This window comes from Paenibacillus sp. M-152 (assembly GCF_003856555.1).
In the GTDB taxonomy this organism is placed as follows: Bacteria; Bacillota; Bacilli; order Paenibacillales; family Paenibacillaceae; genus Paenibacillus; species Paenibacillus polymyxa_C.
This window is the reverse complement of sequence record NZ_CP034141.1, coordinates 2,418,050-2,443,521: the sequence shown is the minus strand read 5'-3', so window position 1 is coordinate 2,443,521 and position 25,472 is coordinate 2,418,050. Positions and strand designations below refer to the sequence as shown.

Here is a 25,472-nt window from a genome sequence, read left to right as displayed (position 1 = left end):
CTTTACTTCAACTTTCTGCGGATGTCGTTTAATTTTCCGGCCATTTGAGCATAAAATGCATAAAGTTCCGCTCCATTAGCCAGCTCTACCTTTTCATATTCCAATTGATTGCGTGCCTCTGTGTAAGTGGCAGCCAGCTCATCCAACTTCGCCAGCAGTGGTGTAATATCCTCAGATGAAGTCAATACAGCATCACGGCGATCCGCCTTACGCATTAGTGCTGCAAATTTCTTTTCATCCAATCCACGGAAGTTTGTAAACACTTCAAACTCCACATAATTGCGGCTCTTCATGACGTTGGCAAACGGCTCCCACGCCTCTTCCTCTTCATCACGATCATAGACGTACAAAGCGCCTTTTTTCGTAATTGTGTCTGTATAGAGGGCCTGAATGAACTGATCCAACCATTTTTCTTCATCCTGATATTTGCCCAGTAAAGCTTCCAATTCAGCGGCTTTTGCTTCGATTTGAATATATTTCGCCAGCTCATCACGAACCACCTGTGTTAACTCCGGTGAACGGATCAGGTTTTCCTTGGCCATCTCTTCATTGATACTGCCAAAGATGTCCTTGCTTCCGGTCTGCTCCAGCCCTTCAGCCAGTAGACGCTTCAGCTCAGACCATGCTCTTTTCACCTCGCCCAAATTCGGCTTGGATTCCTGTAAGCGCATATCGTAGCCTGCCAGTAGCGCATTCATATCTAGCGCTTGTGAGCGAATTACAGTAAAACGGCTGCTTGTATTTTGATCGACATCTTTCTCACGAATCACTCCGAGTGCCTTGGCCCGGTCGAAATCATTACGAATGCGGGCATTGTGAGCTTGCACACGCGAATTGATGTAAGTTTCTCCCCATGATTTTTCAGGAATCGGCGACGGCAGATTCGTCCAGTTGTTCTGACCTGTCTGCACCAGATGTCGGCCAATACCTTCACGGTCAAGAATGGTTTTCTCATAGCTCTCTTCATACACTTTGAGCGGCGTATATACAAACAGAGGAACACCATTACGCGTATTGAGCCAGAAAATCCGGTTACGGACTTCACTTTCTTTAATAGTGAAGTGCGATTTGCCAATTGCATTATTTTGATAATTGCGAACGCCTTTCAGGATATTAGGCGACTGTACAGGTACCGAAACGAATCCCCAGGATGGGAAATACAAATTGCCAGAACTGTTGCTCAAATGGAAGACAGGTACAGCCTCCTCATCCAGCTTGCTTGCAATGTAACGCTCCACAAATTTTTCAATTGCTTCATCCTGCCCGTACTTCATGACCAGGAAATCCTCCATGGAACGGGTAATGAGATCACCGAATTTGTCAGTCAAGAAATTGGAGATCGAGCTGATGATGTCCATATCCTGATCTTTCACCCATTGATCTGAATTTCCCAGCAATTCTTGGGCAAAATCACGAATCAAATCGTCACCATTGCGGTTATCCAGCAACTTGGTCACAACTTCTGAAATATCCGGTACACTTACCAGATTCCAATAATACGTCTTGTTACCTTTGTGATCGGATTGTTCCTCGCCATTAATCAGCAGATCACCATTCTTTTCGAAAATGGCACTCAGTGCGTTCAAAATTTCAGTAAATACATTATAAATGCGGTTATTTTCTTTATTTAGCAGGTCATACAGGTCTTCATAGAATTCAATGAGCTGCTCTGTACGTTCCACATCAGCCCGCAGCCAATATTCGTTGATTTTTGCTTCAATATATGCATTTTTCTTCTTATCCTTGGATACAAACGCACTCTTAGCATCGCCCAGCTTCTCGTTCGCCTGCTCTCGCGCCCATTCAATGTCCGTAGGAATACGGTGCAGTGATTCACGCAACGTTTCAACATAGGAAAGCAGCATTTTCAGCAAGCTAAACCCTTTTTCAGTATATATCATGCGGGATACATAAAACGGCCCTTGCTCGGGATGTAGGAACATCCGGCGGATTTGGTCCGTAAACTGTCCTACAATTTCGCCAGGAAGCTGTTTCTTCGCTTTGATATATTCTTCGCGAGCACGCGTCAGGAACGTTTGCTCCAGCTCAGTGTCCATATTAACTACTTGCATCTTAACAACATTGTTATAACTTAACCGTTCACTGTTTTCAAAGCCCGGAAGCGGCTCAGGTACACGGGACTCAAAGTTTTTGATCATGCTATCCAGATCCACGCCCAGCTTGCGGGCAAACTTCTCTACATCCTCCTGATTTGGCGCTTGCTCAAACATTTTGGACATTTTACCAAACATTCGGTAAGCCAGATATGTCGTCATTTCCTCCATAGGTAGCACTGCCGAGGAAGCTCCGATAATATTGTAATCGTAGTTTGCTGGATACGCCTTATTCATTTGCGCGATGTTGGTACGAATGTTGCTGATGTAGTCATGAATGGCGAACTCTTCACCCGACTGTTTTTCCTCACTCGCCATAAAGTTGGTGATGTTCTCAGCGGTGACATTCATGCAGTAATCATAAGCATTTTCCAGTAGTTTGCCTTCCGTATTCGTAGCCGAAATAAGGTGACACAGATTGAACGGCGGCAACGGCGAGTTTACGGTCAAAATGTTGCCGTACTGTTGCTTAAAGCGTTCACCACGACTGTCCACATTCATCCAGTAGTCCAGCTCTTTCAGTGCAGCATAGCCATTCTTTTTAATATATTCACGCGTATGCTCGCTCAGGCTTTTGTTCGCCAGATTAATATCCGGCGTGAACAGATAACCCAGCGTGTTTACACGGTCTACACCTGCGGAGCCATAGTCCCGCTCAATAATGCCTCGAACGATATATGAGATATCGAGGAAAGTACCGCTTCCTGTACCGCCGGACAAACCGGATAGCAAAAACACCATAAGCTTCTTGTTAGTACCTTCAGACAGGGTTTTGATTTTTTTGTCAATACTTTGTACGACCTGATTGATTTTGGTGAACAATAGTAATCGTCCAGCCTGACGTACCCCTGCCGCCCCGTTCATACCATCGGTAATGCTCAGCTCGGGAGACAGCCAGTCAGTGATGTACGGCTCCAAAATACTGCGGTTTTGCAGCAACCCGCCGATTTCCGCATTGGACAGCAGTACAAACTCATTGATGGGGTCCAAACCAATCCCTTTGTATTTTTTGTTGCGGTCTTGTTCATTCGTTTCAAAAGCGAGAAATTCTACGTTATCCGGTTTCTCGCTCTTTTTCTTAGAAATCGGGTCCGCAGGCAGCTTGAATCTACGGTTGATTTGATATTTCAAGCGGAGAAGGGCGTCAATCCCCGTTCCCCCAAGTCCGATAATTAAAATAGGATTATCGATGGTATCTACTCTGATCTTATCGCTTACGATCCCTCCGCCGAGTGATACGTCTAATTGTTGGATATGCTCTCTAACTACTGGTTTCATAGATATGACCTCCTAAGGGTTCGTTTAGCTGTTTACTGAAATAAACTCCAGTAAAATGGTTTTGTCCACACTAGCCAGCGGAATCGTCAGACGATCACCGTTTTTCAGTTCAAGACCATTGCCTGCGTCTACAGCACGCCCGGATTTTTCAATCGTAATCTCTGGGGTACTACGCACCACAATGCGATCCTGGTTCGCTGGCGTGAACACGACCTTATCGGTTCCAGCAAATTCTGGCGCCAGTTGCAGCAACTGGTGTAAATTGAATTTGCCCCGGAAGGTGTTCAGCTTCTTATACTGCGGGTATGTCTTTTCGCCGGTATTTTCGTCCCGGATTTCCAGTACGATCTGACCGACAAAGCCACGATTGGCTTTTTTGACAGCCTTCCAGATGAAATATGCCGCCACTAGCAGAACGAGCAGTCCCACCCCTAAAAGAATGAGTGGCAATAGCTTAGACTTTTCAGCAGGTGCCGTAGGCTGAGTTGTGCCAGTATTCGTACCGCTCGCTGCCCCAGCTTTGGCACTGATGGTTACAGGCTGCGTTTCACGGTAAAAGCTCTTCTCCTCTGCTCTGACGGTTAGCTCATAGTCATGCTCATCCGGAATCGTATATGAGCCGGTAAAAGCATCGCCTGCGTTTGTTAGGGGCACTTCATTCGTTGCGCCGGTATCAAGGTCCTTGACCTTCAGGACAGCATTCATATTCGCATACAATTCCTGATCCTGATACGGCTGGTTATTGCTCGTCAGATAGGAACGAATTTGAACCGAGTCACCTTTTTTGTATGATTTGGCAGGCGGTGCGTCGAGCTTCAATTCCAAATCATAGTTAAATACCAGATTAATATCAATCTTATCCTGCTGCACTCCCTTGACTTGAAGCTTCCAGTCGCCAGCCACAGGCTTGAGCAATTTAATCAGCGAGTAGCTTTTGGACTTGGACAGCAGTACATCGCTCGAAGGAATCGACTTCGTGTTGCCCGATGGGTCTATTAATCTCGCGTCCACCGGTTTCGAGGACATGATCGAAATGTTGGCTTCCAGCACGCTATCGTTTGGTACGGTTACTGTAACGTCCTGATAGTCGCCGTTTGCCGTAATGGACTGCAAGGGCACCACTTTCAATTTCAAATTGCTGGCGAAAATTTCACTCAAAATGTTCGGCAGATCGTCTGCCGAGCTTGTAATAAAGGACTTGCCACCCGTTTGCTGCGCGATGTCGGCGAGTTTATTTTTATTCAGCTTTCCATCTGCATTCAAACCGATGGTATAGATCGGCACACCGCTTTTTTTAGCCTCGGCTACAGCCTGTGCCATATCCTGAGCGGATTGGCTTTCAGTTCGGCCTGTCGTCTTATTAAAATCGTTGTTACCATCAGCTAACATAACGATCATAGGCGCATGCCCGGCTGTTTTTCCATCCTGCAAAATACGGATCGCTTCCTTGACACCTACGGAGGTGTCAGTATACGCTCCCCGGTTCAGCCCGTCAATAAACGTCTTCAGTTCCTGCTTATCTGCTTCGGATGAAATATTAAGCAAGGCTTTCTCGCGCTGTACGACATCCGTATAGGCTACAATCCCAACCTTGTCATTTTGTGTTGACAACATATCAATAAACATTTTCATGGCTTCATTGCCAATTTTCCCAGGATCACTGGTGTTCATTGAATTACTTACATCGACTACCAGCACCGCATCCACTTTAGAAGCTGAGGGTGAAGCGGCATTCGCCGTCTGTGGCTGCCAGGCCGAAATCGAGGTCATGATCATTGTACATATGATTCCGATGACCAAAAACCATTTTCTGTCTCTACTAAACATCGCTTGTACCCCTTTGCCGATTAATTCTCATTCTAAATTACAGTTGTACTCCACTACTATTAAATTATAATGAGTTTTACATGAGCGCCAGCTGAAAATCCTGTCCGAGCGGCCTGAATACGACCAAAAAGCCTATTATACCGCGATATTTTACCAATATCCTGCAGTAATGATATAATTATACCCCAACAAGGGCAATCGGGCACCAGCCTTCTCCTTTATACGACAAAAATAACCCTAGCGAAACCCGTTCATGTAAAACAGTAAAATAAAAATCTAAGCAGAAAGAGGAAGTACACTATGATCTCATACGGATGTCTGGCGATTATGTTTCTTTTTGTCGCCATTAAATCACTAATCTACTATATACATAAAAGACGCGCCCCGTCGATTACACAAATCGACACCGAGCTTCTCGCACTGCTGAACCGGAGAAGTGAGCGCAATGAATAGCTCCAAACAGGCTGTGCAATTTCGCCCCTTTACCCGCACAGAGCGTGCCTTCCAAAAGCTGAGAGTCTGCAAGCGCTGCGGACAATTCACCGCCCTTTGGGAAGAGAAATGTACATCGTGTGGTCGGGATACGCTGGTCCCTGTAGAGCAATATGCCCAACTCAGAGCCAAACGTTATTTTCATAAAGACCTTGCCGTCGGCATCGCGCTACTGGCTGCTTCTATCTTTTTCGGTCACTCGTCACAGCAAATGCTACTGTGTGGTATCGTCGGTGCGTTTCTCCTGTTGCCCTTGATCCTTCTACAGCAGCGCATTGTTCCTTATGAACAGCGTAGGCAGCTTATACGCCTTTTCAGAGGCCGTATAGGACAGATCCAGGAAGGATTGAACGTGAATCACAAAAATGCAGTTGCCCTGCGACAGCTCAGTGAGCGTGTCTGTTATGAAATGTTACGCGAGATTGCCGTACTCATTCACAATGATCGGATAAGGCTCCAGCAGGTCGCTCTGCTGCAATCATTTGTTCTTCGCAAAGATATGGAATTAACGCTCGATCCTCTCCTGATCAAAAGCTTTGAACCCCTTATGGTCAGATACATTGGAGAGGTTGCCAGACTCAATCGTGAGCTGATTAAGGATCGGACATTCCGGTATGTGGCTTTTTATGAGCGCCGTATTTTAGAGATGGCAGGAGGCGAAGATATTCTCGTTCGCGTAGCTAGTGCCGCTGTCCGTAAAAAACGCTACATAGTCACCCATGCCGCTTTCATTTCCAGATATGTTCGGAAGCTGCCAAAGGAACGAATCCAACGTTTATATCATATCATTCAGGAGAATCCGTTAGAACCCTTTGGAGATTTGGCCGATGAAGTGAAGATCATGTACCTGATGGAGCAGTATAAAAGCTGAGTTGCCATAATGCCCTTTTATATATGACGTATCCCAGTCAAGGAATCACTGCAATGGATCAGCAAAAAAACCGTCAGGATCGCCAATGTGCCTCCAGACGGTTTTTTAAATATGGATTATAATGACGCTCATGCATCTTTATTGACCTTGCAGTTTATGCTGCGCATGCTTAATGGAAGTAAAGTTAAATGCTCGTACTCCCTTGCTATCATACACAATAATCTCTTTATTCAAATACGGGTGTAGACCATTAAAATATCCGGGCATAATCAGTCTGCGCATAAAAAGGTTTTTACCCAGCAGACGGGGTGAATTGGTCGCTACAACAAGCATCTGCTGGGTTGCTGACCATGGGCTAGGCTGAATATATGACAAACAGTACTCGCCTGTCGTAAAATCGTCACCCCATGTATACCCGTCCTCGGTACATGCAATTTGAAGATGAGCTTGATACTTCTGAAGCAGCTCATGTCTGGACAAGCCTGAAGTGATACAAATCACGTTGCTATCAGCCAGCTCTTTCTCTGAAATATCTTTAGAAGAGACCACAGGATAATGAACACCAATGTACGGATTCCAAGTCGCTGTCCGCGGGCTAGCCAAGGCGTTCGCCGTTCGTTTCACTGCCTGCTCTTCCTCTGATGTAGTATAGCTAGATGGAAGAACGATGTGAAGTCGATCCATATAAACGTCAAGTACACCCATACCGTGACTAGCACCATTTCTTCCCACGCTTTGCAAACCCGCAATACTCTTAGCTGCATCCGCATTTTTGGTGGAGTCTTCACTGCTCTCTCCCTCCCGTTCAGCAATCAAACGGTATTCGGGTGAGGGGCGTTTGTGCGAGTGTGTTTTAACAAAGCGAAAGCGGCTGTATTCTCGTAAATCCAACATGAAAATGCGGGCTCCAATACGAACCTGAGCGAGTTCCAAGGACATGTCCTCCTGCGAGAGATGAATCACAAATTCTTCTGCGTGAACAGCCTCAATATCCAATTCACCAGTGGAGCTCATTTCGCCATACAACTCCGCATATTCCTCGTTTTCATCCATGCGCGTCAGTTCCAGCCAGTAAGCCCGATTATGTCTGCCCCGTTCCGTCCGATAGGCAATACGCTGAGGCACAACATCTCTTTTCCATTGCATAAGCCAACCCAGTATGCCGTCCAAAAGTCTTAACTCATGCGTATCCCAATGATTAGACTGCCGCTCTATCACACCTTTAAAATGGTTCGATGAAAGCTCTGTTACAGGAGCTGTGTATGCTTGGGCAAATAAATAATCCTGGTCACCACACACATCCAATATTGGAATATTGATCAAATTTTTCAGATGCTTGGGGTGTGGCGTCCCTGAGATTACCGCAATAGCTGCAAACCGAGAAGGATAAGCCTGTGCCATCGCCCATGCAGCATATGCACCATTTGAGTAACCCGTCAGATAGATACGTTCTTCGTCCACTCGGTACGCTTGCAGTATGACATCTAGCCCCTCCAAAAAAGCGGCTTCTCCAATATAACTGCCCAGCGTAACGCCACGACACGAAAAAGTAACAAATATAGCCTCGTCTTCCCAACCCCGCCCAAAACCTCTATTCTGAAAATCCGGCAGTCCCAGCTCATATCGCTTGCCAGGCATTAGAACGATCAGTGGATACCGTCGCTCAGCCGTGTAGTTGCTGGGAAGCTGGATGGTATACCGTTGCAAACTATTGTCCAAACGGGAGACAAAAAAACTTTCACCAATGCCGTCGGCCGTCAAAAAAATATGTTCTTTCTGAAGTAACGATGGGTGCTGTGACTGTTCGGTATGTCCAGATATAAAAATTTGTTTTAATAGCTTAATATATTCACGCACCACCTGGGAATCCCAGATTTCAAAAGGATCTTCCGGCGAATCCGTTAACCTGTTTAATTCCTCAAGCAGGCCCTTTATTTGTATTTTCTGCGCAGAATGAAGAACATCTTTAGCGTTGGCTTGCATGTACTGGTCATACTCTTCCTGCAAGCCCTCCACGACGACTGACAAAGGCCGCACAAGTACCGAATACACAAAATGATGTTCTACAGCCTCATAATCCCGATAGGTAACGGTGAAGTGCAGCATTCCCGTATTCCCGATCTTCTCCTCATCCCAGGCGTAGCTTTGCTCCTGCTCCCAATGGGCTGGAAACTGATCCAGCTTCATGCCCTCATCATTCGTTACCTCGACCCATAACGTTTGATCTGAGGGAAGAAGTATCCGATCCTTACGCAGCAAATAAAATAAAATCGGGCTGTCTTCTCCTTCCCTGCCAGCACTTTGCTCAACCTCTAACCATGCCATATGATTACGTATATTACGCTCTACGAATTCACGATGCAGTTCTATCACATCTGGTTCATCGCATACCTGATTTCCACTGATACGAATAGAGCGGGCCTCATCAGGAATAAATGCAGCAATGATAACGACCGTGTGATCACCTTCCTCCAAATACAAGCGAAAGGGACCGGATTCGGCATATACCAATGTGCCATCTATCCAAATTTGTCCGGTTCCTTCAAACGGTCTAAAAATCACTTCCTGTGCAGTCATACAACGTAGATTTGAAACCAGCAAAAGTCTTTCGTGTTCAGCCAAAGGCGGAAAAACACCTAGATTCAGTTCAGAGGTCCGAGGGTCAAGCTCGGTCAGTAATCGGCACACTGCCTTTCCTCCTGCTGAAAGCTCGATTCCATCTTCACCACAAGCCTTTTCCAAATTCCATTCCTCTTGCGTAAAATGACTCGACCATTCCCTGCCCACACCACAATTTTCCGGAAGCTCGACTGGGCCGACTGCATAAGCAGACGCCAGACGTACCGGATGATCCGACAGCACAGTAGTTGCTTTTTCCAGATGTGTGAACCTCATAACATTCCCCCTCCAGGTTTTTGTTTCCTCAGAGACGTAGCCGCGTTATATTCCGTTTAACATTCAATTGAACTATATAAAACTATTCGTTACCACCTCTGCGTACTCCTCCGTGCTTTTCAAAAAAGAAGCTATTCTCACAACAAAAAAAGAGGCAGCTTCTGCCACCTCTCTTGATCATTGTGTTTATTTTCTTACAATGCTGACTGCAAGTCTTCGATCAAATCCTCCAGATCTTCGATCCCAACCGAAATCCGTACCAAGCCTTCTGTAATACCTAGCTCTGCACGGCGTTCTGCCGGAATGGAGGCGTGCGTCATACGTGCTGGAACGCTAATCAGACTTTCAACCGCTCCCAAGCTCTCAGCCAATGTAAAATACTTTACTTTTTTCAGGAGGGCAACCGCGTTAGCATCGCTACCTACATCAAAGGAAATGATGCCGCCAAAGCCTTCAGCTTGAGTTTTGGACAGCTCGTGCTGTGCATGGCTTTCCAGCCCAGGGTAGTACACCTTACTAACCTTCGGATGCTTTTCCAAAAAGGCTGCAATTTCCTTTGCATTTTTCTCAATTGCTTCCATACGCAGACCCAAGGTTTTGATACCACGAATCAATAACCATGAATCCTGCGGACCGAGAATACCGCCAATGGCGTTTTGCAGAAAATGAAGCTGCTCGCCCAGCTCTTCACTGTTGACTACAGCCAGACCGGCTACAACATCGCTGTGTCCACCCAAATATTTGGTTGCGGAGTGTACGACGATATCAGCCCCGAGTGTAATTGGCGTCTGCCAGTAAGGGGTAGCAAATGTATTGTCCACAATCAACAAAAGCTCATGCTTTTTCACCAGTTCTGAAACTGCGCGGATATCAGTAACTTTCAACAGCGGATTTGTTGGTGTTTCGACATACAATGCCTTCGTATTCGGACGGATTGCTTTAGAAATAGCCTCCAGATCAGTTGTATCCACAAATGTGGACTCAATCCCGATCCGACTAAGCACTTTGCTTACAATACGATAAGTGCCCCCGTATACATCATCGGTCAGCAAAATATGATCCCCTGCTTTAAACAAGGAAAACACTGCATGGATCGCTGCCATACCGGAACCGAAAGCAAAACCACGTTTGCCTTCCTCCAGTTCCTTGATCAGCTCTTCCAGTGCAAACCGGGTCGGATTGCCTGTACGTGAATACTCGTATCCCTTATGAACGCCGATTTCCTCTTGCTCATAAGTGCTTACCTGATAAATAGGAACGTTAACTGCGCCAGTATGAGGATCGGTAGGGAGTCCACCGTGAATCAGTTTTGTTTTGCGTTTCATTTTATATCCCGCCTTCATATATTTTTTTGCTCAAATAACGTTCACTGCTATCTGGGAAAATGGTGACAATATGTGCACCATCCGGTGCGCTCTCTGCTTCCAGTAAAGCAGCATGGAGGGCAGAACCGGAGGAACTGCCCACGAGAATCCCTTCACGTTCGGCCAATTCCTTGACGCGGTTGAATGCGTCCACATCGCTAATGGTATGAATGGCATTAAAATAGCCTTTGTCCACAAACTCAGGGATCAATTCCATGCCGATTCCTTCTGTTTTATGAGGGCCTGACTCGCCTCCATTCAAAATGGACCCTTCAGGCTCCACAATGACAGTTTTAATGGCTGCATTTTGCTCCTTAAGATAACGCGAGGTTCCCATAAATGTGCCCCCTGAGCCTGCTCCTGCCACGAATACGTCGACTTTACCGTCCAGATCGTTCCAAATTTCAGGTCCCATTGTCGTATAATAAGCCTCTGGATTATCAGGATTGCTAAATTGCTGCGGCAAGTATGCATCTTTGATTTCAGCAGCCAATTGCTTTGTTTTTTCAATGGCTCCCTTCATTCCCTCACTTGTCGGGGTATGAACGATACGTGCTCCCAATGCTTTCATCAAGTCCTGCTTCTCTTGGCTGAACTTCTCAGGCACAGCAAAAATAACCGAGATATCATAATGAAGCGCGGCCATCGCAAGACCAATACCTGCATTGCCTGCTGTTGCTTCTATTAAAGTCCCGCCCGGCTTCAACTGGCCTGTCTTTAACGCTTTTTCAATTAGAGCCTTTCCCACCCGGTCTTTTACGCTGCCGCCGGGGTTCATAAACTCCAGCTTGGCGAACAGGCGAATTCCTCTGGGTAGAGAATAGCTGTTCAGCTCCACTAATGGCGTGCGCCCGATGAGTTCAAGGGTATTGCGATATACATTCATAATTTCAAGCTCCTTTTAATGGCGAATCCAAAATAAACCAATGGTCAAAAATTAGCGCCCATTGTCGGAGAAATTCGCTGTCTTCTCCAAAAACATAGTAATGCGGTAAGTATTGATGCAATAAGATTTTATGTGTATTTGAAGCTTTTGTCAAATGGACCAGTCACAACACCCACACCCTTGATATTCTACCTCGATATGATGGTAAATATCTCTCAAAATACCCACGTCTAACATAGGAGGATGTCATCTATGGGTAAGCAATGTTTAAAGATAGCTGCTGTATATTTTGCCCTCGGTGTGCTGTTCAGTCTAATCATTGGCGTGTCGGGTGATTATAGCCTGTCCCCTATTCAGTCTCATGTCCATTTGCTGGGTTGGACGACTCTTGGGATCATAGGTCTAATCTACGTGACCTTTCCTGCACTTTCAGTTACGATTCTGGCACGTATCCACTTTTGGATACATAACATCAGTCTGCCAGTGTTGATATTGGGGATTATAGGTAAAAATTACGCGATTGCAGAGGCTAGAGTGTGGGTCGTCATAGGGTGGGTGTTACTCGCGGCGGGTATTATGCTGTTTATGGTGAATGTGTGGGACAGACTGCGTTAGATCACATAAGTTTCTTCACTGGTCATAGGAAAAAGGAGCCTGGTCATTGCCAAGGCTCCTTGATATCCTCATTATAGATTGCAATATATAGCTAGCTGTGCTAGCAAAGTCCTTACTGTTAATTTACTGCTCCATCCTGTACATGTTCTTTACAGAAGTTTTCAACTGCTTGCAGCTCATCCTCTTCAAGTTCAAGCTCAATGTAACGATCCGTTGCTTTTTCAAACAATTCATACTTCAGCAGTCTTGTCTTTTCTTCGTCTACTAAATAAAGAGCACGGATATATATTCCGTTTTCAGTGTATAGCTCGTCGTCTTCCTCTACTTCTATCTCAATGATAAATTCATAACGCTGTCCACTCAAAATACCAAAAGCATCTTTAATTTGATCTACTGTATATGCTGTAAAATTCAACATGTTTTTATTCCCTCCGGATTTCCTTCAATTATGGTGCATTCTACGCCGGCAGGCAGTAGTTGTTCAACTTGTGTGCGTACTTCTGGACGATTCAAATCCTGACCCATGATCGAGATCCAGCCCTGATCATTACGCGAGCGGATTAGACGCCCTATGCCCTGTCTGAGTCTAAGTGCCATGTGAGGCATATCTATCTCAGTAAACGGATCTGCTGCATCCTTGCGCAGAGCCGTAAAAACCGGATCATTCGGAGGAAATGGCAGCGACCAGATGATGACATGTGACAGGGATGGTCCAGGGATGTCCAATCCTTCCCATAATGTAACAGCGCACAACACACTTTCCTCATCATTCTGAAAAGCGGAGATCAGATGGCTAATTTCAGCCGAGCCTTCATACAGAAAACGATAGGCAGATGCCTCTGGGTAAACAGCGAGACCCCTTTGGAAGGCAGTCAGTTCCTCCTGAGAAGGAAACAGAATAAGCGCTCTTCCCTGCGATTTCTCCAGCAGCGTCAGCGCTCTCTGGATTGGGTTATGTCCCGCTTGTAGCGGGTACAGTGCGGCTTGCATCTGATCGCTGTAGTCATAAGGTGAAGCGACGGAAAACGTTAGTGGGTTTTCAATACCGAGGCTCTGCGCCATATAGTCAAATGAACCCTCCACGGAAAGTGTAGCCGAAGAGAATACGATTGGAATATGCTGCGCAAATACTCGTTCTTTGAGAATCTCTTTTACCATCTTCGGCATAACCACAAGCGTTAATCCATCCTGATCCTCTGTCACCCACGAAATGAGAAGTTCAGGACGCTTAAACAAAGCCAAAGCAGTTTGAATCATTTCCAAATGTTCTTCTACAATTTTAACTTGATACTCATCCAAAGAGAATAACCCGCTTTCAAACACAAGCTCTTCCTCGATCGTACCGATCAGTTCACCAAAACGGGTCACCTCCCGAATCAACGATTCATTCAGGATAAATTCCTTGCGGTTAGACCCTTGTACTGGCTGACTGCTCTTATTGAGCGCAGCAAACAAAACCTCGCTTTGGGAGATTGCATCTTCGATCGTCATGGCCAGAGATTCCCGCACTTCTCCCTCTAGCAGTCGGGTAATAATAGACTCAAATTGAGTGTGCTTAAGCTTGTAAGTAAGCGCATTTTGTGCCGCTGTCTCCAGCAAATGTCCTTCATCAAAAACAACAGAACTGTGCTCCGGCAGCAATGGCAGCTGACCCTCGCGCTTTCGCGCTTCATAGGTCCATACATGCTCCATGTAAAAGTCGTGAGAGCAGATGACCAGATCTGCCGCTTTGCGGTAATGATCACGAGACAACGTCTGTCCGCAACGATGACGCTGATGACAGACGAGACAGTCTTGAAATACATCCCATCCAAGTCTGCTCCACTGTCCATCTGTTAGCTCAGGATACTCTTTCCGGTTCCCGTATGGAGTAAAGGACTGTAACGTATCTGGAAAATGGACAAAATCAGGCAGACCCTGATAAATATCGCGAAAAACATCCGCGTCCTCATCCAGTCCGCTTCTCACCTCATCCAGCTTGTTCAAGCAAATATATTGATCTGGCGATTTCCCTAATCGGGCATCAATTGTCAAGCTTAGATGCCGCGCCAGCTTGGCTATATCTCCTTCTGGCTTCACCAGTTGTTCAATCAATGATTCATCCGCACAGGCAATAATCGCCGGTTTTCTCATGTATCGGGCATATGCAATAGCGTACAGCAGGTATACCAGCGTTTTACCAGTGCCTACACCTGCTTCTGCAAAAATGGTCTTTTTTTCCTTATAGGCACGTTCTAGCTGGAATGCCATATAAATTTGTTCATCCCGAACCTCAAAGCCGACTTCAGGCAAAACTTCATAAAATACATCTGCAATCCAGTCACTTGCCTGCTCAATAAACGGCTTGGACGGATCAAAGGCAAAAGGGTAAGTAGTCAATCGGGCTGTGCCTCCAATTCGTTCATAATGTGCATCCTTTCATTATAACGCAAAACAAGCTAAAAAGAACATGTAAACTGTAAGAATAACTTACATTTTTTATTTTGTCACAATGGAATTTTTTCATGACATAATGAGAAAACAAAGAAACCAGCGAATGCTTTCAGGCACTGGCTGGTTCCTTGTTTACTTTTGCTTCATCAAATCTGGAATTTGTTCCAGCAATCGCTCTCTCGTAATGGCATCATCAAAATTCCACGAGCTGTCGAGCGTATATACTCGTTTATTCTGAACGGCTGGAATCGTTTTCCACACTTCACTATTCATCAGGTTTCTGGTTGTTGCAATTGTTTCTTGACTCTGATCCGATAGAATAAAAAGTTCATCCCCGATAAATGAAGGAAGTACCCTTCCATCTTCCGCAACGTTAATTTCCTTAATTTATGATGTTAGAAGCTGCTGGAGGCAAGGATGATTGCTGCTCATGTCGCTGCAACTCTTTTTTATTTACAACCAAGGTGCTGGCACATAGATCGTGGACTCCCTGTTTTTTCGCAGTGAAAGCAACCACAATGTAAATAATATGAACAAGCATAAAAGAAATGACTTTAATCCAGTACCGTCCGGATGCGTGTAAGAATCCTAGACGGTTTCCTTTGCTGTTAACTACAACTAGAGAAAACACAAGCTTCCCCGGTGTAGCCTGTACTTTCGATGATTCCAAAAAACCACAATATAGCCATGGTAGCACAAGCCAAAGAATCAGCGGCATCCATATAAAAAATTCTAGTATGAAACCCGTCTCCTCTATATCCAGAAGAACTGGAATTATGGAAAATGTCCCCCCAACTAAAAGGACTATGGCAAAGAGAATGATCAGATCAATCATAAACGCTGCCGTTCTTACCCAAAATCCTCCGTAAATCTTTCTTACACTATCACTTACTACTATCATAATGATGTATAACTCCTTTTCATTCGTTAAAATCCATTTTATTCCTTTATCCAAGAAGATATCATACGGTCACCTCCCTAAATTGTCAATTTACGAATAAAAACTCATAAACAAGTGAAAAGACCTATTTCCATGCATTAAAATGAACATTCTTTTAGGATTTAAGCGCTTATACACCGTAATTTTACTCTGAGTGGGCACGAAATAAGCGCGCCACAGTCTCTTATCTACCTATACGTAGTACTTTGGCATCGAATTAGAATCAGCCTTTTTCACGGATAAAAAAACAACGTATGTGTAAATGAGATTACACATACGCCGCCACACTATTTATTCTGTGGATTTGACAAGCAACAGCTCAACTCGAATGAGCTTGTTCCCGACCATCTAACGCACTATGTTTTTTGCCCTCCACACTAAACAAACCTTCCTCACCACGCAGCTTTGCCAATGCTTCGACAAAGAAGTAATCGCCGTAGATAATGGGCACATTGATGTGTCTTTGCTCAGGATAATGTACGGTTCCGTTCATCAGCAATCCCTCATGTTCTTCGCCCCGTGCCGTACATGTGTGATGCAAGCCCTTGAGGATAGATTCTGCAGCTTTGGTAAATTGCTCTGCACGTGCCGAATATTTTGCTAGTTCCAGCAAACCGCTAGCTGCAATGGCCGCAGCTGACGAATCCCATGCTTCGCGGTGCCCTTCTTCTGCTCTAAAGTCCCACACAGGCAGGCAAGCATCGCCCAGCTGGGATAGGAAAAAGTCAGCCGTGTTCTCGGCCACCTTTAAATAACGCAGATCGCGCATGTACCCGTACGAAAGCGTAAAACCGTACAGCGCCCAAGACGTGCCGCGTGCCCAGGCGGAACCGGGAGCAAATCCCTGTCCGCCATGCTCGGCGACCTTTTTTCCAATCTCTGGATCGAACTCAATTACATGCGCGATGGAGCCGTCCGAACGAACGAACTCACGTGCCACGGTATCTGCATGCTGAACAGCGAGAGCAGCAAAGCGTGGATCTCCACTTTCCTCCGAGGCCCAATAGAGCAAGGGTAAATTCATCATACTGTCTATGATCGCAACACCCCGTGTATCCATATCCTTCGAGTGGAAGTTCCACGCGCGAATAAAGCGGCCATTCACGTTAAAACGAGCAGCCAGCAAATTAGCAGCCAATAGCCCCCGTCTTCTGGACTCTGCATCACCAGTCAACCGATGGGCGGCCACACCGCTGAGCAGCCAAATAAAGCCGAGATCATGGTCTACAGCTTCGCTATTATAAAGTATTTTTTCCAATCGAGCCTCGCAGCGTTGTGCAATTTTAGCGGTCTCACTGTCAGGACGTGCCCGATGGGCCAGCCATAGCAGCCCCGGATAAAAGCCTGCTGTCCACCACGCTTCCTCACAATTATTATAACGTCCACCCTCTGCAACATGTGGAAAGGCGTCCCCCAGTCTTGCCGCCAAGGCAAGCGTTTTATTCAATGCCAGCTCCCACGATTGTTCCAGCCATGCTTCTGATTTTGTCATTTCTTTTTCCTCTCCCTTTCCACAGGATTGAAGATAACTATGGCTCCTGACCTAATCTATTCAGGTAACCGAATGATAAAGGAAATGCGGCTGCCTCCACACTCCAGACGCGCTCCCTTAAGTAAACCATTTCGGCAGGCTACGGCAGTCAATTCTTCCGGCCATACCACGTTTGTTCCTTCCGTCATGGGGATGACTTCAAGGCTTGCGCCTGCGTATTCGACTCGAATGCTTTCTGTTTCTTTCCCGGCTGTCATCACATGATGAATCACACTTCGTTCCCGACCGTCATACGCCATCAATGGAATAAGTGCCCCTACATTCTGAATATTGCCTTGAAGCTCATACGACACTTCAATTTTGCCAAGCACCTGACGATAATGCGTTCGGATTTCCCTCACTCCCGGGAATGGACCTTCCCACAGCAGAGTAAAGTCTGTCTCTCCATCAGATGCTGAACTGCGCTCCATCTGTACGTTTCCTCCGCCATCCTGCGGATCAATCCCTCCATCACGGTCGAACTCCAATGTGCCAGGGATTCCTTCTGACAAGCTGTGCCACTTTCCGTCTTCGGTTTGCCAGGCCGGTGTATAGCTCAGCGGGAAAATATCTCCCTCCGCGAAACCCGTAAAGCCGCGATCTGCGTGTCCTGCTGAGGATGGGCCGATCAGAGATGGCAACGCAGAACGTTGAATACGTACGATACCCGGAATATTGTACGGATCGTTGATTGAGGTTTGCACAAGCATTTGCTGCCCGTCTACAGCTGCAATGACGGTCTGAAACCAGCCATCCGTTGCCAATACCCGACTGCCGATCTCCGCCGGGATAGAGGTTGGAGGAATACGATCAATCTCCTTCCCATGTAGGAGCGTATGGGCCAGCACAGCTGCCGTCCATAGACTGTAGCAGGTATGATTCGAGTACACCTCAAAGCCATGGCGTGCCTCAGATGAATAATGGTTGCGGACGATATGCAGTTTGCCATCATCGGTCTGCCAACGGCCAATCGATTGCCAGCATAGATCTGCTGCCCGCCGAAATGCACCTGCAAGCCCATGCTCGCCTGCTGTATACGCCTGCTGCGCATGTGTTGTAAAAACAAAGGCCGCAGCCGCTTCGTTCCATTGGTGTTGCGCGCTTCTTCCACGCGGAGGAATTTCCCCATGCGGGGATAAAGTCAGCAATGAGCTGAGCGCTCCCCTGCGAAGGTAGTCACGCACTTCGAGAGCACAGCCGCCATTATATCCGTTCTCCAGCATCACGCCCAGATGAAACCGTGTGACAATATCGTAGGCGAATGGGCTATTGGGCCGATCCAGCGGACCATCTTGGTACAGCCCCAAACTGGTAAAGCGAGGTAAGTGGTAGTTGCGGATATACATCTCCATCCACTCAGAATCGGCTGCAATCCCTTCAGTGGCACGCAAAAACTCGCCGGAAATCATGATCGCATTCCAGTTGATCATCCGGTTTGGATTTTTCATTTTGCTCATCGTAAAAATGTAGGTCTGCTCAGGCTGAATCCTGCTCAATTGCTGTTTCCAAGCCGTGGCCTGCTCTGGCAGCAGATTTTTAAGGATACGATACGCCCCCATCATCATAATTGGAAAAAAGTCCGGGTGATGATCTGGCGCTTTTTCCTCGACTACACAGGCTATGCTATGCGTCAAGGCCGCAGCAGCAGACTCAAGTAAATCATGCCGGCCTTCTTTGACCAGCACAGCCGCAGCCAACGCATAGGATGGAGTGGAGTAATACCGTTCACTTTCAGAATGAGGGTCAATGATAGCTCCGTTTTCATCTTGGTACAAGGCATATGCACGAACTAGCTTTTCCAGCACAGCCAGCTTACGTTCGTGAGTCCATCCATCATTTTCTCGATTTGGTGCGCTTTCCACCTGTTCTATAAATCTCTCCAGTTCCGTCTGCCAAGGGTACACGCTGCCTGTTTGAAGCTTATTCATTCTGTATGCCTCCCATTCAACATGAAGATTGATGTATGGTAAAAAACAGATTGCAATCGATGCTTGCTGAACCGTTCCAGCGATTAGAGTCTAGTTGCAGTGATGTCTTATAAAACACAAAAGCCACTCCGTCATGATCTATATGCTTCACAGCCTCCAGCCGCTGTCTCAGCACGCCAGCATCATAATCTAGCCTAACCACTGCGTTCGTTCCCTTCCATTCCACGAAGCCTACTCCTGTATGAGGCTGAATACGGCTGATCAAAAGTTCCTCCACATCCCACGGCTTCACGTTCATACCAGACGTCTCAAACTCAAAATGATCTGTGACAGTAAGCCTTGCTCCCTCGTTACCCTCCGGCACACTCCAGGCAAAGGAGCGAGTGAAAACAACCAATTCATCTACAGCATAAGCAGATGTCAAATCGAGCTTAAAGGTTGTAACTGTCTGTGCTCCCTCCTGCTCATCCATAGCAATATCCAGCACAACCGCCCTTGCCTTTGCTCCGGATTGCTGCGTGATCCCATTAATGATAGGCACGGAATGACCGCTGGAGGAAATGTTGATAATCGACTCCCGTCCTGGTGAAAAATAGGCCTTCGTGTACAAGCCTGCTCCTAGATCACAGAGTAGATTTTCGCCACCGCCATGAAGGATGAAGTGTCCAAGATCATTATGATTGTGCGGCTCATTGTTATGCCCAGCCTTGGCTGAAAATGCAAGTGTGGCACCTGGGTTATCCTGCTGTCCCCCGGATCCATGAGGACTAGAGCAGAGGCTGCGGCACATCAACCAGCCGAGTTGCGGCAAATAATCGATTACGGCTTCACTGCATCCATATACCAAGGGGTTGGTCCAGACTAGGTTACGCAATACATGAGCCCAGCGGCGACACGGATCTTCCAACAAACCAGGTACGCGAAAGGGGAGTGTAGATGGGCGTCCTTGCAAAAAATTCACATGAGAGATGAGTCCAGAAGGCAACCGTTCAGTTTCACTACTATCTGAATAATTAGCGAAAATACCGTCTGACAGATGGACTCGTTCTGCAAATGCTGCGATTTGTCTTACCTTTTCTGAGTTCAAAATATCCACAGCTCCCTCGGTAAACTCACGCAGCATATCGGCAAAATATATAAAATACCCAAAGCCATACACCCAGTAACCTACGCCTTCGGGACATCCCCCGTCCTCTCTGTAGCCTGCCAAAAAACAATCCAGTGCACCCAGCATACGCTCGATGGCTACCGCTCTGGAAAGGTCGTCTTTTGCCAGCAGCAATGCAGCAATTCCGCAACCGGAAGCGCATACTGCCGACCAGTTATGCTCTGCCGTTTCCCAATCAAAATGACGAGGCTGCCAAAAAACAGGTTCCAGTACACGACGCTCGACCTCTTTGTGCACCTGAACGACTACGTGACCAGCCAGTCGTTCTCCGAGCAGCAATACAATTTCAACCAGCATTTGCGCTGTTTCGGACGCGAATAAATCCACCTGCTGCCAAGGCGGTGTTACAGTGTCCTCTTCGTTGACATGTGCAGGAAGCGCCCAAGTGTACTCGGTGCATATGTCCAGCAGTCCGCTTTCCACCTCTTTCATCTTCTGATGCTCCGGATCGGCAACTGCTGCCAACACGATAGCAACCAGTCGTCCGCGCCGTTCAAAGTATACATCCTCATACGGCTTGCGCTCCCCTGTATTAGCAAATTGCCGGAACAGAGACAATGGTAGTTCAGACCAAGGCACTTCCCGAACATCATTACAGATACGTTCAATGTCCTTCCACAGCTCGGCGTATGCCGGTTCATCGACAGTTGCCCGCAACCTTTGGGTCCAATTGCTCCTTAACCGTTGTCTTGCCGAATTCTGCACTCCGCCAGCCAGCGCGTTGACGAGCCGCGAAGCAGGCCAAGCCTCCTTCAGAAGACTCATTCGCATTTCCTCCCCATGAGAAGCATTCGTTTCACCTTCTTTTTTGTTAACGCTTTCATTGTATCTAACAATCTGCCTAAATTCAAAGGGGGGTAAAAATATAATTGGAAAAATATAAAAGAACCTCCACGCCACGTTGTCGTGGTCATGAAGGTTCTTATTTACGTTCTTGAGTTCCGTCCAGATTCGCTTTGTTCCATTTTTCTACGCTTTAGGCTTCTCTTGTTTCCAGTTTCTAATCCCGTCATCCTCTAGAATCCCCAATGCGGCATCTGAAATATTAGGATCACGCAGCAGAGCGTCCTCGACTCTAAATTTAATATCATCAGCATCTGCCAGCGTCATGCCCGAAGTAAGCTCGATCACCCCTTCGACGTGATAGTAACGTCCCTCCTGCAAAATACGCATTTGAGAAATATCGGTCACATGTGTATCTGCCAAAATAATGGAAGCCACACGTTCTTCGATATCAGGAGGTGCAGATACACCAATCAAGCCCACCATGTTGTCATAACCGACCCGGAAAGCTACACCGACCATCAGACAGCCGATGAGAATACTCGAAATCCCGTCCAGCAGCTTAAAATCTGTCAGCGATGTGACAACTACAGCAAGCAGGGCAAGTACCCCGCCTGTCGTTGCTACCAAATCCTCATAGAACACCAAGCGGGTTGGTGGCGCAGCACGTCCCACATGACGAAAGGCAGAGGTAAAAATACTTAGCCCCTTCGCTTCCACTCTGGATTCATGCAGCACTTCTTTCATCGCTTTGCTCCATACAAATCCGTCAACCACCAATGACAAAACCAGCACCACTACATTAATCCAAAATCCTTGTGCGGATTCGGCCGGATGCTGCAGCAAATGAATTCCTTCCAATACAGTTTCGTAGGCCATAATCGTTACGACAATAACGGCAACCATACAAAAAAGATTAATTACCCGTCCGAAGCCGGTAGGAAAACGTTTCGTAGGTTTTTTCTCTGCCAATACACTGCCCGCAAATACAAACATTTGGTTCACCGCATCCGCAATGGAATGCATCATCGTAGCAAACATAGAGCCGCTGCCTGTCAAGGCAAAAGCAATCCCCTTAATCAGGGCAATGCCAGTATTACCCAATGCCGCCGAGCCTGAAGATTTATTTCCTTTTTTGACCATACTCCAAAAGGAGTCCTCTCTCTGTTTCACTTCCATCTTGTAGCTCCTCCTGAGGTATACATAATCTGACATATCGACATTATGTAATCGCTTGTTATGTATTATTTTTAACCCGTCCATATTCTACCTAACCAACTGAGGAGAATCAATACTTATGATAATATATTCCATCGTAAAGATTCCCCATGACTCTCACGAAACGGAAGATCATAGCTACGGATTCCTCAAAGCAAAAAGCCGTTGATCTAGCAGAACCTTTTTATTGCGGTGAACGTTCTGCTGTGTCAACGGCTGCAAAACTTGCTGACTTAACTTCGTTCATTCAGCCAAATGGCAAGCCACCCAGTGATCTGGACGAGCTTCACGATAGAGTGGAATCTCTTGAGAGCAACGGTCGATTGCAAAGGGGCAGCGAGTATGAAACTTGCAGCCCGAAGGCGGATTCACCGGACTTGGAATATCCCCCTTTAGCAAAATACGTTCTCTTTTCAGCTTCGGCACCGGAATAGGCACAGCCGACAGCAACGCCTTCGTATACGGATGCAGCGGATTGCCGAATAGCTCGTCACGCGAAGCTGTTTCGACCATAGAGCCTAGGTACATCACGCCAATACGGGAACATAAATGTTCAACTACACTTAAATCGTGAGAGATGAACAAATATGTCAGCCCCCGCTCGGCCTGCAATTTGGCAAAGAGGTTAATAATCTGTGCCTGGATGGACACATCCAGCGCTGACACCGGCTCATCGGCGATGATCAGATCCGGTTGAAGCGCCAACGCGCGGGCAATGCCGATCCGCTGACGTTGACCTCCTGAAAATTCATGTGGGAAACGGTCGATATGATATTCCGACAATCCGCACAGCTTGAGCACGTCCAGCACGATCTGCCGGACCTCTTCTTTGGTAGCTATACCGTGATCGAGCAGCGCCTCACCAATGGCATCTCCGATTCGTACACGCGGATTCAGCGAGCTGTACGGGTCTTGAAAGATCAGCTGAATTTTGGGACGAAATTCCTGCATCCCTTTGGCCGACAAGCTGTGGAGATCCACCCCTTTGTATTTTACGGTACCATCTGTTTTATCTGTCAATCTAACAATCGTGCGGCCCACCGTGCTTTTACCGCTCCCCGATTCCCCCACCAGGCCAAAGGTTTCACCCTGACGGATCGTAAAGCTTATATCGTCTACTGCCCGCACATGTCCTGAAGTACGGTTCATAAACCCCGACTTCACCGGGAAGTACGTTTTTAAACGGTCTATTTCCAACAACGGCTCAGCCATGAACAACCGCCTCCTCATACAACCAGCAGGATGCTTTCTGCTGAGCTGAAACTTCTTTTAATGTAGGCTCCTTTACACGACAAATGTCCATGCAATGCCCGCAGCGGTCATGAAAATAACAGGACGTCGTCAGCTCCAGTGGATTAGGTACCTGCCCGGGGATGGAATACAGCTCCTTTTGACGCTGATTAAGCACTGGTTTGGACTTGAGTAAACCCTGCGTATAGGGATGCTTGGGGTGATTGAATAGCTGCACCACTTCGCCTTCCTCGACGATCTTGCCCGCATACATCACAATTACATAATCTGCCATCTCCGCAACAACACCCAAATCATGGGTGATCAGCATGAGCGACATATTGGACTGGGCTTTAAATTCACGCAGCATGTCGAGAATCTGTGCCTGAATTGTTACATCCAGTGCCGTGGTCGGCTCATCCGCAATAAGCAGCTTGGGACCGCAAGAAACAGCAATGGCAATCATAATGCGCTGCAGCATCCCTCCGCTCAGTTCATGAGGATAGCTTTTTAATATCTGCTCCGGTCGGGATATACCGACCTGTTCAACCAACTCCAGTGCCCGCTTGCGAGCTTGCTTTCGGCCCATCTTTAAGTGCTCAATCAGTGGCTCCGACAGTTGTTCACCAATGGTCATAACCGGATTTAATGAAGACATCGGCTCCTGAAAAATCATGGAGATTTCATGTCCGCGAATCGTGCGCATCTCATTTCTACTAAGCTCTAGCAGATCGGTTTCCTCAAAACGGATACTTCCACCTGCCACTTTACCACCGGGACTCTGAATCAGGCCCATGATCGACATGGCGGTAATACTTTTGCCGCAGCCCGATTCACCCACAATGCATACCGTCTCCCCCGGCTTCACGCGAAAGCTGATATCATCCACCGCTTTGACCGTTCCTTCTTCTGTATAAAAATGAGTGCTTAAATGTTCAATAGAAAGTAAATTGTCCATGGTGCATGATCACCTACCTCTTATGTTTCGGGTCGAGTACATCCCGCAGCCCGTCACCAAAAATATTAATAGCGATGACTGTAGCAAAAATAGACAGGCCTGGCGGTATCCACAACCAAGGTCGTTGCTGAAAATCCAATACATTGTTGGCAGCATCAATCATATTGCCCCAAGTTGGTGTCGTGGGCAGCACGCCAAGACCAAAGAAGCTGAGTACAGATTCACTCAGGATGGCTCCGCCAATGTTCAATGTAGCGATAACGATCAGCAATGGCAAAATATTCGGCAGCAGATGCTTAAAGAGCTTTCGGCGATTCGATAGTCCTAGCACCGTCGCGGCTTGCATAAATTCACGTTCTCGTAAACTAAGCATCTGACCTCTCACCATCCGTGCAATCCCCGGCCAGTTGACTAGACTCAGCATCAACATGACGATATACATCCGTTGATCAGGCGGAACCTTCCAGTCAGATAACAGCGCCCCCATAATAAATAGCAATGGTAAACTGGGTATAGTCAGCAGCAAATCGGCAATGCGCATAATGATTTGATCCGCAATTCCGCGAAAATAGGCGGATATAACCCCTAGCGTTGCTCCTAAAAAAACAGACAACACCATAGAAGCCAAACCCACAGTAAGAGAAATTTGACCTGCCTGCATCACACGTGTCAGCACATCCCGTCCCAGCTTGTCTGTTCCTAGCCAGTGATGGATATTCGGCGCCTTGTTCATTATTAATATGTTCGTTTTGTTATCGGAATAAGGAGAAAATAACGGACCGATAAAACAGAGCAAAAACATAAATACCACGACGAGCAGTCCAGCCATAGCAAGCTTGTTTCTGAACAACTGCCGGAGCGCTTGCTGCCACATTGAAGATTTGACATTTATTCGCAGTCTGCCGTTGCTCTTGCTCAAATTACTGCTCACGGATGACATT

19 protein-coding genes are annotated in these 25,472 nt (G+C 46.8%); 3 read left to right on the top strand and 16 right to left on the bottom strand.

Features of this window, described 5'->3' with window-relative positions; translation table 11 throughout:
• Positions 1-2 precede the first annotated feature (2 nt).
• Both EGM68_RS11225 and EGM68_RS11220 read right to left on the bottom strand, forming a co-directional pair.
• Entirely contained in the window at positions 3-3,392 is a 3,390-nt protein-coding gene (locus EGM68_RS11225) for a tubulin-like doman-containing protein (RefSeq protein WP_129549172.1), read from the bottom strand.
• 24 nt (positions 3,393-3,416) lie between these two features.
• Entirely contained in the window at positions 3,417-5,219 is a 1,803-nt protein-coding gene (locus EGM68_RS11220) for a vWA domain-containing protein (RefSeq protein ID WP_025679132.1), read from the bottom strand.
• A gap of 300 nt (positions 5,220-5,519) precedes the next feature.
• Here EGM68_RS11220 and EGM68_RS25710 point away from each other — a divergent pair, with 300 nt between their 5' ends.
• Together EGM68_RS25710 and EGM68_RS11215 are read left to right on the top strand one after the other, a co-directional pair.
• A complete protein-coding gene (locus EGM68_RS25710) occupies positions 5,520-5,672 on the top strand; it encodes a hypothetical protein (protein WP_165079916.1) in 153 nt (50 codons plus the stop codon).
• Positions 5,665-6,582: a hypothetical protein gene (locus EGM68_RS11215; RefSeq protein WP_064963241.1), complete on the top strand. Its 918-nt coding sequence runs from the start codon at positions 5,665-5,667 to the stop codon at positions 6,580-6,582. The genes EGM68_RS25710 and EGM68_RS11215 overlap by 8 nt, the downstream gene beginning before the upstream one ends.
• Positions 6,583-6,720: 138 nt before the next feature.
• Here the strand turns inward: EGM68_RS11215 and EGM68_RS11210 are convergent, their stop codons facing one another.
• The 3 genes from EGM68_RS11210 to EGM68_RS11200 all read right to left on the bottom strand — a co-directional run bounded on the left by EGM68_RS11210 (position 6,721) and on the right by EGM68_RS11200 (position 11,727).
• On the bottom strand, positions 6,721-9,477 hold the full coding sequence (locus EGM68_RS11210; RefSeq protein ID WP_129549171.1) for a PHB depolymerase family esterase: 2,757 nt from the start codon (positions 9,475-9,477) through the stop codon (positions 6,721-6,723).
• Between the two features lie 194 nt (positions 9,478-9,671).
• The gene (locus tag EGM68_RS11205; RefSeq protein ID WP_064963243.1) at positions 9,672-10,802 is read right to left on the bottom strand and encodes a bifunctional cystathionine gamma-lyase/homocysteine desulfhydrase; all 1,131 of its coding nucleotides are present in this window, start codon (positions 10,800-10,802) and stop codon (positions 9,672-9,674) included.
• Position 10,803: 1 nt separating this feature from the next.
• Positions 10,804-11,727, bottom strand: a complete 924-nt coding sequence (locus EGM68_RS11200) for a PLP-dependent cysteine synthase family protein (RefSeq protein ID WP_013370925.1) — start codon at positions 11,725-11,727, stop codon at positions 10,804-10,806.
• A gap of 252 nt (positions 11,728-11,979) precedes the next feature.
• Between EGM68_RS11200 and EGM68_RS11195 the strand changes: the two genes are divergently transcribed.
• Positions 11,980-12,342 (top strand): hypothetical protein, encoded by a 363-nt coding sequence (locus EGM68_RS11195; protein WP_129549170.1) that lies wholly within the window; start codon positions 11,980-11,982, stop codon positions 12,340-12,342.
• 118 nt (positions 12,343-12,460) lie between these two features.
• On the opposite strand, the gene EGM68_RS11190 is transcribed toward EGM68_RS11195, so the two are convergent.
• From EGM68_RS11190 to opp4C, 11 genes are all read right to left on the bottom strand, one after another.
• Positions 12,461-12,760, bottom strand: a complete 300-nt coding sequence (locus EGM68_RS11190; RefSeq protein WP_090735253.1) for a DUF6509 family protein — start codon at positions 12,758-12,760, stop codon at positions 12,461-12,463.
• The gene (locus EGM68_RS11185; protein WP_090735256.1) at positions 12,754-14,721 is read right to left on the bottom strand and encodes an ATP-dependent DNA helicase; all 1,968 of its coding nucleotides are present in this window, start codon (positions 14,719-14,721) and stop codon (positions 12,754-12,756) included. The genes EGM68_RS11190 and EGM68_RS11185 overlap by 7 nt, the downstream gene beginning before the upstream one ends.
• Before the next feature lie 186 nt (positions 14,722-14,907).
• Positions 14,908-15,048, bottom strand: a complete 141-nt coding sequence (locus tag EGM68_RS11180; protein WP_225683754.1) for a hypothetical protein — start codon at positions 15,046-15,048, stop codon at positions 14,908-14,910.
• 109 nt (positions 15,049-15,157) lie between these two features.
• Positions 15,158-15,676, bottom strand: coding sequence for an RDD family protein (locus EGM68_RS11175; RefSeq protein ID WP_129549169.1), 519 nt, complete (start codon positions 15,674-15,676; stop codon positions 15,158-15,160).
• A 358-nt stretch (positions 15,677-16,034) separates the two neighbouring features.
• A complete protein-coding gene (locus EGM68_RS11170) occupies positions 16,035-17,207 on the bottom strand; it encodes a glycoside hydrolase family 88 protein (RefSeq protein ID WP_129549168.1) in 1,173 nt (390 codons plus the stop codon).
• A gap of 56 nt (positions 17,208-17,263) precedes the next feature.
• Entirely contained in the window at positions 17,264-19,174 is a 1,911-nt protein-coding gene (locus tag EGM68_RS11165; protein WP_129549167.1) for a glycosyl hydrolase, read from the bottom strand.
• 16 nt (positions 19,175-19,190) lie between these two features.
• A complete protein-coding gene (locus EGM68_RS11160; protein WP_129549166.1) occupies positions 19,191-21,107 on the bottom strand; it encodes a heparinase II/III domain-containing protein in 1,917 nt (638 codons plus the stop codon).
• A 204-nt stretch (positions 21,108-21,311) separates the two neighbouring features.
• Complete coding sequence (locus EGM68_RS11155) at positions 21,312-22,304, bottom strand: cation diffusion facilitator family transporter (protein ID WP_129549165.1); 993 nt, start codon at positions 22,302-22,304, stop codon at positions 21,312-21,314.
• 282 nt (positions 22,305-22,586) lie between these two features.
• Positions 22,587-23,555 carry an ABC transporter ATP-binding protein gene (locus EGM68_RS11150; RefSeq protein WP_129549164.1) on the bottom strand — a complete coding sequence of 323 codons (969 nt, stop codon included), beginning with the start codon at positions 23,553-23,555 and terminating at the stop codon, positions 22,587-22,589.
• Entirely contained in the window at positions 23,548-24,531 is a 984-nt protein-coding gene (locus EGM68_RS11145) for an ABC transporter ATP-binding protein (RefSeq protein ID WP_129549163.1), read from the bottom strand. Before EGM68_RS11145 ends, EGM68_RS11150 begins: the two co-directional genes overlap by 8 nt.
• A 13-nt stretch (positions 24,532-24,544) precedes the next feature.
• Entirely contained in the window at positions 24,545-25,471 is a 927-nt protein-coding gene (gene opp4C, locus EGM68_RS11140) for an oligopeptide ABC transporter permease (protein WP_017428379.1), read from the bottom strand.
• Between the last annotated feature and the right edge of the window lies 1 nt (position 25,472).

Excerpts from the sequence above, each read along its gene's own strand:
- EGM68_RS11225 (WP_129549172.1), bottom strand. The coding sequence starts at position 3,392 with ATGAAACCAGTAGTTAGAGAGCATATCCAACAATTAGACGTATCACTC.
- EGM68_RS11220 (WP_025679132.1), bottom strand. The coding sequence starts at position 5,219 with ATGTTTAGTAGAGACAGAAAATGGTTTTTGGTCATCGGAATCATATGT.
- EGM68_RS25710 (WP_165079916.1), top strand. The coding sequence starts at position 5,520 with ATGATCTCATACGGATGTCTGGCGATTATGTTTCTTTTTGTCGCCATT.
- EGM68_RS11215 (WP_064963241.1), top strand. The coding sequence starts at position 5,665 with ATGAATAGCTCCAAACAGGCTGTGCAATTTCGCCCCTTTACCCGCACA.
- EGM68_RS11210 (WP_129549171.1), bottom strand. The coding sequence starts at position 9,477 with ATGAGGTTCACACATCTGGAAAAAGCAACTACTGTGCTGTCGGATCAT.
- EGM68_RS11205 (WP_064963243.1), bottom strand. The coding sequence starts at position 10,802 with ATGAAACGCAAAACAAAACTGATTCACGGTGGACTCCCTACCGATCCT.
- EGM68_RS11200 (WP_013370925.1), bottom strand. The coding sequence starts at position 11,727 with ATGAATGTATATCGCAATACCCTTGAACTCATCGGGCGCACGCCATTA.
- EGM68_RS11195 (WP_129549170.1), top strand. The coding sequence starts at position 11,980 with ATGGGTAAGCAATGTTTAAAGATAGCTGCTGTATATTTTGCCCTCGGT.
- EGM68_RS11190 (WP_090735253.1), bottom strand. The coding sequence starts at position 12,760 with ATGTTGAATTTTACAGCATATACAGTAGATCAAATTAAAGATGCTTTT.
- EGM68_RS11180 (WP_225683754.1), bottom strand. The coding sequence starts at position 15,048 with ATGAATAGTGAAGTGTGGAAAACGATTCCAGCCGTTCAGAATAAACGA.
- EGM68_RS11175 (WP_129549169.1), bottom strand. The coding sequence starts at position 15,676 with ATGATAGTAGTAAGTGATAGTGTAAGAAAGATTTACGGAGGATTTTGG.
- EGM68_RS11170 (WP_129549168.1), bottom strand. The coding sequence starts at position 17,207 with ATGACAAAATCAGAAGCATGGCTGGAACAATCGTGGGAGCTGGCATTG.
- EGM68_RS11165 (WP_129549167.1), bottom strand. The coding sequence starts at position 19,174 with ATGAATAAGCTTCAAACAGGCAGCGTGTACCCTTGGCAGACGGAACTG.
- EGM68_RS11160 (WP_129549166.1), bottom strand. The coding sequence starts at position 21,107 with ATGAGTCTTCTGAAGGAGGCTTGGCCTGCTTCGCGGCTCGTCAACGCG.
- EGM68_RS11155 (WP_129549165.1), bottom strand. The coding sequence starts at position 22,304 with ATGGAAGTGAAACAGAGAGAGGACTCCTTTTGGAGTATGGTCAAAAAA.
- EGM68_RS11150 (WP_129549164.1), bottom strand. The coding sequence starts at position 23,555 with ATGGCTGAGCCGTTGTTGGAAATAGACCGTTTAAAAACGTACTTCCCG.
- EGM68_RS11145 (WP_129549163.1), bottom strand. The coding sequence starts at position 24,531 with ATGGACAATTTACTTTCTATTGAACATTTAAGCACTCATTTTTATACA.
- opp4C (WP_017428379.1), bottom strand. The coding sequence starts at position 25,471 with ATGTCATCCGTGAGCAGTAATTTGAGCAAGAGCAACGGCAGACTGCGA.